Source organism: Pedobacter foliorum, from assembly GCF_013266735.1.
In the GTDB taxonomy this organism is placed as follows: domain Bacteria; phylum Bacteroidota; class Bacteroidia; order Sphingobacteriales; family Sphingobacteriaceae; genus Pedobacter; species Pedobacter foliorum.
In genome coordinates, this window is record NZ_JABSNU010000001.1 from 595,708 (window position 1) to 607,972 (window position 12,265).

The window sequence follows — 12,265 nt, forward strand, 5'->3', positions numbered from 1 at the left end:
CTAAAATTATGGGTATGTTTAATTTATGTGGCCAAATATGAAGTTTTGGAAGCTAGGGGCCAATTGGGGAAAGGGTGCTCCGGATTTTTTTGAGATGATCAAAAAGCATAGAATCTCTCTTGGACATACCAATGACGGACATGCGAAAAAGGGCGATTTCATAATTATCACTAGAGGTTTTACGGTATATGCTATAACTCAGTTATTGGAAGACGCGTCGCCCGCCAGTCTTCGCGGAGAATTGGAGGAGGATTTTATAGAATCAGAGGTCCCCTTTGACGATGATGTGCTTGTTGCCAAGTCCGTGTGGCATGAGCTTGTGCCCAGAGACCGCTTCTCTTATAATTTGCAGACCGGCATCTGCCAGATTCACAAGCCCGAAATTATCAGCACAACTCTTGAATTATATCGCAAATACAAAGAAAATATGGAGATCGAAGAACATTTATCTGTACTCAAGTACAAAAAGCAGATTATCCTCCAGGGTCCTCCCGGAACTGGCAAAACTAGACTTGCCAAGCAGCTGGGCATTTCGCTGATTTCCGAAACCGTTAAAGACAATGTTTCCCTTGAAGATTTGCAACAGCTTCTTACACTAGACTTAGTTGTTGAAACCACCACAAGGTATAATTCATTTACAATTACCAAAGTAAATAATGAAAGTGTCTATATCCATCCAAAGAATGGCATGCATAATTATAAAGTCTCTTTAGAAGATATCATCAATTGTGCAAAGGACTTTAAAGCAACCGACCAGATCAAAAAATACGATGCGAAGGGCGTTGGTACATACATTGTCTCATTAGCCAATTATTGCGTCGAACAGCTTTCTTTGGAAAAGCTGAAGGTTATCCAATTCCATCCATCGTTTTCCTACGAAGATTTTGTTCGTGGTATTGTAACAAGGGCAGAGAATGGTTTGATTTCCTATGAAGTTGAAGACAAAATTCTAGCAAAATTAGCGCAAATTGCGAATGATAATCTCCAACGAAGTTTGCGCGTTGAAGAGTTGGCAGTAAAACAGAATATGACCGAGGAGAGATTTGATTCCTTCGTAGAAAAAATGCGAGAGGAGATCGATGCTAATGGAAAAGTTGTGCTCAATAAGAATATCTATCTCAATTCGATTGAAGATGATGCATTTAGGTTCAAAGGCGACAAATGGGAGTATCATAGTGCGGGGCTAAGAATGAAGTTTTCTGATCTGTTGACCATGTACAATGAGGGTCTAGACGAGAAGGACAAGATCAAAAGGTCTTCCAAGCTCAGTCCATTTCCTAAAGATAAAGCCATCTACTATCTAGCAGTGCTAGAGCGATTTGATCAATTCATCAAGAGCACACCGGCAAAACCTGCGCTATCAAAAAAAACTATCAGACACAACTACTGTTTGATCATCGATGAAATCAATCGAGCGAACCTTTCATCGGTTTTAGGGGAGCTTATCTATGCTTTGGAATACAGGGGAGAGGTTGTAGAGGGGCTTTATCCCAAAGACGGGGACAATAGATTAGTGTTGCCGCCCAATCTTTTTATTATCGGGACCATGAATACAGCAGATAGAAGTGTAGGACATATAGATTATGCGATAAGAAGGCGTTTTGCTTTCTTGGATGTACCTCCAAAAGACTTGAAAGCTTCAATGGGAGAGCGCTTCGACCATGAATTGTATCACAAGGTTGCAGAGTTATTTAGCCACGAAACCTACCTTTCTCCCGAATTCGACACTAAAGATGTCCAGCTTGGACATTCCTATTTTATCGACCAGTCTCAAATTGGGGGCAGTATGCAGCTTAGATTGGAACATGAGATTAGGCCGATCCTATTGGAGTATGTTAAGGATGGTATACTCATCGGTGAAGATGTTGTGGAAAAGATAAATCTGTTGTAAGTAAGCTATGCATCAGTTACTTTATGCTTCTGAACACTACAATGGCCATACTTTTACTGTATGGGAAGAGCTCATTCCATTTTTTTCCAAAGAAACCTATAGCAAGCCTTTTGGTAAATTAGACGACAAGTTCTGTTTTGAGATTACCCACAACCATGGAATTCTTTCCGTTAATTCTAGCTATTATATTGGGGTCGACTGGATCGAAAGGGGGAAAGTGGCTCTTTTTGTCGAGCCCAAGCTCAATGTAAAAAATGAAAACCAGGTCAATTTCATGTCAATGCTAATCGATAGCTTAGATGCACCAGAAAATATCAGTCACCTTGACGGGCTTTTTGATGTAAACTTCGATGAAACCTGGATTGCCATTCCTCAACAAAAAGACATATTATCGCCGATACTTGTCGTACAGTTCCTTAAGTTGTTGAAAGGCATTGTCAGAATGGGTCTGAAAAAATCCTATTACACCGTAACAGAAAGCTTAAATAGCAAGATTAGAGGCAAAATATTGGTAGGCCAACAGATCAAAAAAAATTTACTCCAAAATAGACACACGAGTACTATCTGCCAATATCAGGAATTTGGTTTCAATTTTCCTGAAAATCAGTTTCTAAAGACCGTTCTTTCATTTGTTGAAAAATATCTGCATATATCGGACAGCTTTTTTTCCAAACCTCAAAAACGTCAGCTAAACGAAATAATTGACTATTGTGCGCCTGCATTTGCCAATGTCGATGAGCTGCAAGATAAGAGAGCTGAGCTGAGGGTCAAAAATAATGTGTTTTTCAAAGATTATGTAGAGGCGGTCCGTATAGGAAAATTTGTTCTTAAAAGATTTTCTTACAATATCAATAAGCTCAGTGAATCATCTTCTATGACGCCACCTTTCTGGGTCGATATGAGTAAACTTTTTGAACTTTATGTTTTCGGAAAATTAAAGACAATATTTTCAGGACCAAAGGAGATCACCTATCATGACCACTTTCTCGGTCGTAAAGAAACAGATGTCCTGATCCGAGCAAAAGGCTTTGAAGCGGTTGTCGATTGCAAATACAAGCCAAGATATCTGCGCAATAACCCTTCATTGGAGGATATGCGCCAACTAGCAGGATATACGCGATTGAAAAGCGTGTATAAAAAACTTAGTATCTCTACAGATGAACTAATCAATGGCCTGATTATTTTTTCTAGCCAAGAGGGCGAAAAAGACATAAAACGTGAAGATCTCTATAGCACCCCAATCGATGAATATGTAGGATTTTATAAATTGGGAATTGCACTGCCAGAGATCTAATTTTGTCTGCAAAATTTGATAATCAGAATGTCAATTAGCAGGAGGATTAAAGAACCTTTAAATACTTTCGAAGATGAAAAACTTATATTATTTAGGGTTATGATGAAAAATCGGTTGTGTTCATCTCTGCGATCTTTTTGTATAGAAATTTTTAGGCCAATAACAAAGCCAGGGGAACAGCAATAAAGTTAAAAGCTGCATGCAGTAAGATGCCATATTTTAATCCATATTTCACCCTAAGGTATCCCATACTCAAACCTCCAAAGATCTGCGAACCAATATATAAAACAAATGATGGGTCAGCCATAGTCAATTCCTTGGTATTTGCGATGTGTATGTATCCAAACAAAATTGCCGTATAATAAAATAAGAACACATAATATGTTCTGAAGGCTTTCACTTTCCTCAATCTTTCTAATTTATCTAAGACCATAACCAACCAGGCCAATCAACAATAAACCAAGACCAATGAAAAATAATACATAGTCATTTTTGATAAAAGTCCATGCTATAATTGCAATAGAGATCAGGACAAACAAGACACTCCATTTGGGTTTGCGCAGCTGCCATCTAAATAGTAGTTCTTCAGCAACTGGTGCAAATACAACACCCAAGAACATGGCCAGGGGGAACCCAAACTGAAAGAGATCGAATTCTTCATATTCCCTGATCAATTTGAAATGAAGCAGCGAATAATAGGCTATTCCTATGAGTGTAGTAAATGCGATATCTAAAACTAATAACCATAACAAATTCTTGCACAGCATTTTCTTGTCCTTACTCAAAACAAGCAACCGTGGGTACTTCAAATATTGCCAATAGATAGAGAGCGATTCCAACATGTATCAGAAAAACAAAAAAGGGAAAAAAATTAGAAGATCATTGCGAAAAGACCTTCATACATTCGCCAAAACCAAGGATCTCACGTTCAAGCTCAAAATTCAGCACGACATCAATCCTGATGGTCGTTCCCTCAGCATCTTCAGCCACCGTGGTGGCTCAGTTATCAGACCGTACAGATCAGACGGAAACCGCTGACCTGATGCTGAAAAATGAATGTAAGAAGCTGAAACGGTCTATTCCTAACCATGTACTGAGTCTGATGAATGAAACCCAGATCCGCAGTTATTTGAAAACGGTTACAACCAAACTCTCTGAAGCTGCCGACCTATTGTATAATCCAGACCCGAAAGCTTAACCCCGATGCAGAATTGGTTGTAGACCTACTAAAAAGGGGTTTCCCGTCATTATTTCGATGCCATACCCAACCTAATCCAGTTCAGCTTTCTTAACTTTCAGCGACCCGGTATTCGGGTCATGGTATTCCACGATATAACCAAAATCCTTCATTTTGGAAAGCAGTTCCTGATGTAGCGGCGTATCAGCAACATCCAGTTCATTGTACTCGTCATTGGCCAGGTATGTGTAAATTCCGTCGATCTCCCTTAAGCTGCTCATGAAATCTTCCTCGTTCAGCTGTTCAAACTGGCGGAGCAGAAATTTTACCCTAGCTTCCTCTGCTACATTGGCGCCCAGAACCGCTTTGGTGATCTCCGCATCAAAATCCTCATCGAGACCCTTGATCGTTTTGAAGACCTCTGTTTTCAGCACCAGACTCTCTTTGATCTTTTCCGCCTCAAGCTCCCTAAAGATCAGTTCCCTGTTTTCCTCAGTCAGTTGTCTGGAGGCCAGGATATGGCCCAGCGCATCTCCACTGAGCTTGTCCAGATCGACCTCATCCATAAAGTCCTGCTGATAGGTTTCAACCAGAATGACATAGGCCCGCTGGGTACTCTGGCTGAGTTCCTCCAGCAGTTTATTGCTGTAGGCCACTTTCTTGGACCTGATCAGATCCCTGAGTTTGATCTCGTTCAAGCCAGCAATACTGACCGTATCCAATACCTCATCAAAGCTGTTCAACAGTTTTGAAAAACTGCTGTTGCTCAGGTCCTGATGAAAAAGAACATCCATATAAAACTGGTTTTGAAGTGTGGATGCAACTTCAGAAAGCACTTCAGTAAGCTTGGTTTTTCCTATGACCGCTGCATTTTTCTGGCGACTGAGAAAATCGATCAGTTCCTTATTGGTCTCTCCAACAGCATGATGATAATCAAAAATGTTTTTCCAGGTCGGTTCTATCTTGTTCCTTTCCAGCAGTGGGGTCCACAGCATTTGTGGCACACTGCTAAGTTGCGATAGCACCACCCGTTGCCTGGATACCAGCTTTTGCTTTTCTCCTGTAGAAATCACCTCTTCAGGCCGGTTATAAAGATCGATGAGTGTATCCTCAGGTTCTGAATGTGTGGATTTTCCGCGCAAAAGTACCTGGTCGGCAAAGATTTTAAACTCATCACTCACGTATTTGTTCATCGTTTCTCCACCATAAGCTTTGACCGTTTGGTATGGCATGACCGTTAGCATCCGGCCGATATTTTTTTCCTGAAATTGCTTGAAATCCATAAAGTTCATCACACTGGATATGCTCGCAGGATTGAGCGCATAAAGTGCATTTTCACTAACCATCTTAAAAAAAGGATCCTGTTCATCGCTTATGCTCAATCTGGTAAAGCGTACGTTGAGCACTTTCAATATCGCCTTGATCTTATCCAGGCCCCCGCTTTCATCAATCAACTGGCGGAAATGAACCTTTTTCGAAATGTAAGTGCTCAGGCCCTGATCGATATTGAGCGCCTTGATGCCTGAAAGATCCGCATGCGTCAGAATCAGCGTCAAATAGCGGTCCTTCAGCTCCGAAGAAGAGCCGGATATGCCGTCCAGGAATTTCCAGAAGCCCGGATAGGCGCTGATGAGTACTTCGATGAACTTTTCGGTCTGCTTTTCCTGATCAATAAACTCTTGGATGAAGGCAAAGGCATGTTTCTGCCCATTGCTGAGCTGCTGCAGAAGCGCCCCCAATTGCGTAGCAAACTGAACACTGTTTTCCAACAAGGTCTCCAGTAGGGAAAAATTTAGCGTCTCGGCCTGCTCAAAATCCCTCAAGCGCAGCTTGGATGCAACATTCAGTCTTTTATCAATCGAGTAGTTGAACGGCAGGGGACGATGATTGCTCACGCTCAGTACAAACTGCTTATCGCGCGCAGTGAGGCTCCCTTCATAAAAATGGGAAGTGTAATCATAATAATCCTCATCCAGATAGCCATTGCGGACCAAGTAGACCAGCAGATCATGCTGTAGCAACTCATCTTCCAGGGCAAGTATTTCCGGTAAGGCGATGATCTGCTTAAAGGTATATTGACTGACCCGTAAGATCTGTTCCAGCATATGTTCCCTTTCCCTTTTCTTGTCCTCGAGTTCATTGTCCAGCCTGGAGAGCAGCTGGTTTTCCCTTTGCTGTGCGGTTTGGGAGGGATCCACCTCAGTTTCGACATCCTTAAAGGACAAGACCTGCGTACCAACATTCTGATAGGATAACTGTTTGTATTCAACAAGCAGCTTATAGTAATCATCCTCCAGCAACTGTCGAAAGGTGAGGTTTTGGCCATTGATACGAAAGATGGGGAGGTCATCCATGTCGGTCATTTCGATGAGCTTAAAAATGTAGATCGAGCGGAGCTCATGCTTATTGACCGCGATTTCCGATTCAATCTCTTCAATGCGGACTTTGAGTGCTTTTTGCTTACGCTCCATCTCCGCACTGATCGTCTCCACGAAAAAACCCTTGCGTTTGAAAAAGCCATATACAGTACCTTCTTGCTTATTGAGCTGGTTAAAGTCCAGTGAAAATTTGTTCTTGTAAACAATCATGCCAAGAAGCCTTTCCGGATCCAGCTGAAACCTGCTCAGGGTGTTGCGGTAAATCATAAACTCATTAAAGATATTCTTCAAAAGCCGCATGTCATTGATGTAGTAGGAGAGCTCGGCGATCAGGTGCTCGGATACATGCCCCTTCAAGTCCGTTCCCGCAATGCGCTCCAGGAGCTTTTCCCCGGAATTGGACGCGTTGACCACCGGGATCACCGGAATAATAAAGTCGAAGAACTTGGTCTTTTCCTCTTCGGTAAAGAGCTCATCCTTGAGTGCAAAGATAAAAACCACCCGCCGGCCAACCTGCCTGGCGTTATTGATGAGGATGTTGAGTTCACGCAGCTTATCAAAGAGCTTGTTTTCCTCCACGCGGTCCAGGTCTTCCAGGATCACCACATTAAAGCCGGTCTTATCAAAAAAATACACAATCTCATCGAGCCGCTTATTCAGGATGGAAGCCTCTTTTTGATCTGCAAACTCGATCTCCCCGCTGCTCAGGTTCAGTTTGTTGAACTGGGAGTAGTTATAGATCCTGAAAATGGTATACAGGATAAACAGACTGCCCATAACAAATACCCATAGCGCGATCACAAATAGCAGGTCCTCCTGCTGGGAAAAATAGGCCGACCAGCTTTTGGGCAATACCATTTCCCTGCGCTTGATGAGGTAGAACAGCGATATCCCCCAGAAAAAGCTCATCAGTACCTTAAGCCCCAAGTGATTGCGGGAGAGTTTTTTGATGCGTTTGAACCTGGAATCGGGGATATCCGAATGCCTGACATGATAAAACATCTGCTGTAGGATACTCACTTCCAGCAGCTCGTTTTCAAACTTGGACTTGTTAAAGGCGGCCAGGGAAATGTTCAGATATTTATACTCCGGATGCAGCCGCTGAAAAGTCTTGAGGATGGTGCTTTTTCCCGATCCATAGGTGCCGCTCAGGGCAATGTTCCGGATGGCCTGATGCTGCAAACCATATTCAAGTGCCTCGAGATACGTCGGATTGACCGATTCATCCTCCTCTGCGCTTAAGGGCTCATAACCGCTTTTTGAATGCTGTTTGAGCCTGGACTGAAGGGATGCCGCCCAGCGCTGGGCCCATAAAATCAGCCAGCGCAAGATCCGGAGCAGGGAAGCGGTGCTGCATTCATAGAACCGTTGCAGGATTTCCAAAAGCAATTTGAAATAGGTCATAATGGCCGTAACCACCAGGCAAAATAAGATGATAGCGATAAAATAAGTCATGGGAAAACGTTAAAAAAGAGAAAGTTTAATTACAGCTGTAAAATGCAAGTGCAGCACCAGAATGGGTCGGGCGACTGTGATCACTATATTTCGTCACGGCGCCGGGAAAACTTGAATTTCGGATATTTCTTCTTTTAGCTAAAGGAGCCTTGATTGCGTTCATTGTATTCAATTAGATGTTCTAAGATAGCAATAGTTTCTAATCTATCGCATCAAACGATCTGAGGCATTCCAAAGTGCAAGCTTCATGTTATTTACCAGGATAGTAAATACATAGGCGACCGTTTTGGGGCAGATCTCAAACGTGAAACGACACATACTTTAGTCAGAAAACTGATTAAGAGGGGAACACATGCAGATAGATATGAAGTAATAAATTTTCTGAGAACCAAGTGCAAGATACAGATCGGATTTTGTGATACCAACCGAGGTGCCGAGGCGCTCGAGGCAATCGCTATCTTCATATTAAATCCAGAGCTCAACCGACTCTAGATATTTATATATTAAATCAAATCAATTGTGAATTATAACTAATTTATTTTAACATATGCAACTCAACTACGAATCTGAAAAATACCAGCCATTTACGGAAATTAACGGCATTACATTTAAGCGGAAATTGGAAAATGAAACGGCTTTCGACGGAATCGTAAAGATTTACAGTATTGAAACGAGTTCCAGTAAGCTCAATCAATTACTAATGGGGAAATTCTTTGGCAGCTTTTTCTTTTCATCAGGGAAAGGTATATTTCTCCGAATGTTTGACGGAAAAGATTCTTGGCCAAACACAAATCTGATATTCATCAATCTAGAGGATATCGTACTAGAAAAAATTAAAAAGACACGCTCATCCTGGGACGTTTGGATGGCTAATGATCTAGGAGATGGAAAATATTCAATCGATATTTCCCCCGATCAAAGTATCGAATATCAAACTCGTTAACCCCTGTGTTAAGCAAATTGAAGATATTAAAAAATAATTCATTCCTCGCTACTGTCTTTTTCATACTGCCTGGCTGCCTGAGCAAGTCTTTTCTTCATTCTGGAAGCAAGATTTCTTGGAGAAAGCACCTTCATACACTCACCAAAACCAAGGATTTCACGTTCAAGTTCAAAATTTAGCACGACATCAATTCTGATGGTCGTTCCCTCAGCATCTTCAGCTAGTAACTGCTGACTATGGTGAATGGGTTTGGTTAACACATAAGGTGCGTTGAGTTTATTGATCTTTAAAACTACTTTTTGTGCCCTGTCTTTTTCCGATTTGGTTACCCCAAGCAGGTCATCGAAATAACGGTCAAAATCTACACCTTTATAGGCTTTGTAGGGTTCCTCTGTTAAGGTCTGAAAACCAACAATGCGGTCCAGCGCCATGGTGATCAAGGCCTTTCCGTCCCTGGCTTTAACAATCAAAAACCAACGGTTCCGGTATTCCTTTAACAGATAGGGGTAATACACATTTCGGATGGGCGCTTTTGCCTTGAAAGACTGATATTCGATCAGCAATGCTTTCTTTTGAAGAATCGCCTGATAGAGCGGATTAATGTGTTTCAACCCGCGAAGCTGTTTGTTCCCTTCAAACTGAATGTAATTTTCATTCGGATGTGTAGACTTATACAGATTATTCTCCAGCTTGGTGATCATTTCAGTCATCTCATCAAAATAATTGAATCCCTCGAACTGTTTGAGTATGCCTACAATTTCCTTCATCTTGTTCACATCAGCAGCATTGACGGGAACCTTTGTGATGCTGTACGAAGAATCACTATAAGCATAGAACTTTCTGTCAGTAACCACAATTGGCGCATTATACCCCAGCTTATCACTACGCATCAATTGAATATCCGCCTGTATCGTGCGTTTACTAACGCCGGAAGTAATTCCTTCATACTCATACAGCATATGCGCCACACGCTCTATGATATCCTCCAAGGTCCATTTTCTGAACCTGTTCTTTAAACATTCATCAATGGTTCTATAGCGGATCAGCGCAAGTTTGTTAACAGACATACAGCGATAATGTTAAAAGTCAATCTAAAATAACTGAAGGTAAAGCTATAAAATCAAAATCACTACGCAATACAATTGCGTAATTAGATTGAAATACATTATGAAATCCTCTGTATTAAAAATTATCTACCTGATATACTGTTATTTAAATTTTTAATCAAAACTAATTTCTACTACGCAATTACGCTGCGTAATACCAGCCGCACCTTTGTAATGTCAGCAATGACAACTGTTCTTTGAAAAAATATACCGTACAAAAGTACTTTAAGATATCCCTTTAAGGGGATGGCGGTTTTAAAGGATAAACATCCACAGTTGAGGGTTTCAAATGGCCCCATAGTATTGAGCTGATCAGCATCAATATTCTGATGTTTAGAATAGAAAGATCGTCACACGTTGTGTGTCGCGGGTTCGAATCCCGCTCCCGGATCAAAACGGGATAACTCAGTGGCTAGAGTAACAACAATTGCAGGTTCGAATCCTGCTTTCCGACCAAAATAGGAAACGCAACTGGTAGCGAAGCAATGGGCTCAAAATCCAAAGCAAAAAGAAGGGAGCCTTTTCAAATTTCCCAAACAAAAGGTATAAGGAAAAACTTTCGGTCAATAGGCAATTAAAAGCCCTATGGACAATTTGCACTATGCTATGCAGGAAATAGACAAGCCTGAGGCGAGTTGCCCAACAATAGTTCCTGAACAAATGAAAACTGTAGCATGCTGAACTGTGATAACGCTCCAACGTTCTCCAACGCGCTCAAGCGGTCCTAGCATTAAAGGTTCAAATGTTCCGACTGATTAAGGACAATAAACCCAGGAAAAGAACTTTCTTCCGCATAAAGCGAATGAAAGTTTTTCTAAATGCCTTAATGAAAAAACAGAAAACATAAGCCCACCATAAGGGTGGTCTAATCACAAACAATTAAAATCAAACAGAGATGAAAAGAGTAACAATTAACACCAATTCTGTTGGATTGGTTTACAAAAAAGGAGAATTAAAAAACGTATTGACCGTAGGAAACTACTGGTTAGGTTTCAACGAAACAGTAGTGGTATATGACCTATCAAAAACATTCATTGCTTCAGTGGAATTAGACGTTTTACTATTGAATAAAGATTTTGCGGACCTGGTAACGGTCGTAGAGGTAGAAGATACAGAGCTGGTGCTAGTTTATCAGAACAACAATTTTAAACAGGTATTGACCGCAGGAAAGTATGCCTTCTGGAAAGGTTTAAATAAATATAGGTTCTTAACTGCCGACCTGAGTAAATATGAGATCACCGAGCAGATTGATAAAAATACTTTAGAGAAAGCTCCAATGTTAGCGCATATCAGGGCATATAAGGTAGAGACTTATGAAACCGGACTAATGATCGTAGATGGCGCATTTGAAAGCGTGTTGAAGCCAGGGAATTATGTATTCTGGAAAAACAGCACCACCATCCAGGTATTGAAAACTGATTTGAGGCAATTGAATATGGAAATTGTTGGACAGGAAATCCTGACTAAAGACAAAGCCCAGCTTAGAATCAATTTCAGTGTACAATACAAGGTTACCAATGCCATGAAAGCATTGTTGGAAAACAAAGAGTTCGATAAGCAATTGTATGTGATCATCCAGTTGGCTTTAAGAGAATTCATTGGAAAAATGACCTTTGATGAATTGATGGAGAATAAAGAAAAAATCTCCGAAGGCATCATGACCATTGCGGCTGGTAAAGTAAGCTCACTTGGCGTCGAACTATTGAACTGCGGCGTGAAAGACATTGTATTGCCAGGAGACATCAGAGACATCATGAATCAGGTGCTCGTTGCTGAAAAAAGAGCGCAAGCCAACCTGATCACCAGAAGGGAAGAAACAGCGTCTACAAGAAGTTTGCTAAATACCGCAAAGTTAATGGAAGACAATGCGATGCTCTACAAATTGAAAGAAATGGAATACGTAGAGAAAATTGCAGAAAAGATCAACAACATCAGCTTGTCGGGTAGTGGACAAATTGTAGATCAATTGAAACAAATTTTTGTAAAATAGGAATAGGTAATGTGCTCAGGAACATTACCTT

At 41.2% G+C, this 12,265-nt stretch carries 9 protein-coding genes and 1 tRNA gene; 6 read left to right on the top strand and 4 right to left on the bottom strand.

What is annotated here, in order from left to right; translation table 11 throughout:
- Positions 1-37 precede the first annotated feature (37 nt).
- Together HQN83_RS02700 and HQN83_RS02705 are read left to right on the top strand one after the other, a co-directional pair.
- Positions 38-1,891 (top strand): AAA family ATPase, encoded by a 1,854-nt coding sequence (locus HQN83_RS02700; RefSeq protein WP_173088337.1) that lies wholly within the window; start codon positions 38-40, stop codon positions 1,889-1,891.
- A gap of 7 nt (positions 1,892-1,898) precedes the next feature.
- Positions 1,899-3,185 carry a 5-methylcytosine restriction system specificity protein McrC gene (locus HQN83_RS02705; protein WP_173088339.1) on the top strand — a complete coding sequence of 429 codons (1,287 nt, stop codon included), beginning with the start codon at positions 1,899-1,901 and terminating at the stop codon, positions 3,183-3,185.
- A 151-nt stretch (positions 3,186-3,336) separates the two neighbouring features.
- On the opposite strand, the gene HQN83_RS02710 is transcribed toward HQN83_RS02705, so the two are convergent.
- Positions 3,337-3,585 (bottom strand): CPBP family glutamic-type intramembrane protease, encoded by a 249-nt coding sequence (locus HQN83_RS02710; RefSeq protein ID WP_317172487.1) that lies wholly within the window; start codon positions 3,583-3,585, stop codon positions 3,337-3,339.
- Between the two features lie 19 nt (positions 3,586-3,604).
- Positions 3,605-3,952 carry a hypothetical protein gene (locus HQN83_RS02715; RefSeq protein WP_173088343.1) on the bottom strand — a complete coding sequence of 116 codons (348 nt, stop codon included), beginning with the start codon at positions 3,950-3,952 and terminating at the stop codon, positions 3,605-3,607.
- 194 nt (positions 3,953-4,146) lie between these two features.
- Between HQN83_RS02715 and HQN83_RS02720 the strand changes: the two genes are divergently transcribed.
- On the top strand, positions 4,147-4,383 hold the full coding sequence (locus HQN83_RS02720; RefSeq protein ID WP_173088345.1) for a hypothetical protein: 237 nt from the start codon (positions 4,147-4,149) through the stop codon (positions 4,381-4,383).
- A gap of 71 nt (positions 4,384-4,454) precedes the next feature.
- Here the strand turns inward: HQN83_RS02720 and HQN83_RS02725 are convergent, their stop codons facing one another.
- Positions 4,455-8,195, bottom strand: a complete 3,741-nt coding sequence (locus tag HQN83_RS02725; RefSeq protein WP_173088347.1) for a YobI family P-loop NTPase — start codon at positions 8,193-8,195, stop codon at positions 4,455-4,457.
- Positions 8,196-8,742: 547 nt separating this feature from the next.
- Between HQN83_RS02725 and HQN83_RS02730 the strand changes: the two genes are divergently transcribed.
- Positions 8,743-9,138 (top strand): hypothetical protein, encoded by a 396-nt coding sequence (locus tag HQN83_RS02730; RefSeq protein WP_173088349.1) that lies wholly within the window; start codon positions 8,743-8,745, stop codon positions 9,136-9,138.
- Between the two features lie 38 nt (positions 9,139-9,176).
- Here the strand turns inward: HQN83_RS02730 and HQN83_RS02735 are convergent, their stop codons facing one another.
- The gene (locus HQN83_RS02735) at positions 9,177-10,205 is read right to left on the bottom strand and encodes a helix-turn-helix transcriptional regulator (protein WP_173088351.1); all 1,029 of its coding nucleotides are present in this window, start codon (positions 10,203-10,205) and stop codon (positions 9,177-9,179) included.
- A gap of 435 nt (positions 10,206-10,640) precedes the next feature.
- Between HQN83_RS02735 and HQN83_RS02740 the strand changes: the two genes are divergently transcribed.
- A tRNA-Ser gene (locus HQN83_RS02740) sits at positions 10,641-10,700 on the top strand.
- A gap of 439 nt (positions 10,701-11,139) precedes the next feature.
- Complete coding sequence (locus tag HQN83_RS02745; RefSeq protein ID WP_173088353.1) at positions 11,140-12,234, top strand: slipin family protein; 1,095 nt, start codon at positions 11,140-11,142, stop codon at positions 12,232-12,234.
- Positions 12,235-12,265 lie beyond the last annotated feature (31 nt).

Excerpts from the sequence above, each read along its gene's own strand:
- HQN83_RS02700 (WP_173088337.1), top strand. The coding sequence starts at position 38 with ATGAAGTTTTGGAAGCTAGGGGCCAATTGGGGAAAGGGTGCTCCGGAT.
- HQN83_RS02705 (WP_173088339.1), top strand. The coding sequence starts at position 1,899 with ATGCATCAGTTACTTTATGCTTCTGAACACTACAATGGCCATACTTTT.
- HQN83_RS02715 (WP_173088343.1), bottom strand. The coding sequence starts at position 3,952 with ATGCTGTGCAAGAATTTGTTATGGTTATTAGTTTTAGATATCGCATTT.
- HQN83_RS02720 (WP_173088345.1), top strand. The coding sequence starts at position 4,147 with ATGGTCGTTCCCTCAGCATCTTCAGCCACCGTGGTGGCTCAGTTATCA.
- HQN83_RS02725 (WP_173088347.1), bottom strand. The coding sequence starts at position 8,195 with ATGACTTATTTTATCGCTATCATCTTATTTTGCCTGGTGGTTACGGCC.
- HQN83_RS02730 (WP_173088349.1), top strand. The coding sequence starts at position 8,743 with ATGCAACTCAACTACGAATCTGAAAAATACCAGCCATTTACGGAAATT.
- HQN83_RS02735 (WP_173088351.1), bottom strand. The coding sequence starts at position 10,205 with ATGTCTGTTAACAAACTTGCGCTGATCCGCTATAGAACCATTGATGAA.
- HQN83_RS02745 (WP_173088353.1), top strand. The coding sequence starts at position 11,140 with ATGAAAAGAGTAACAATTAACACCAATTCTGTTGGATTGGTTTACAAA.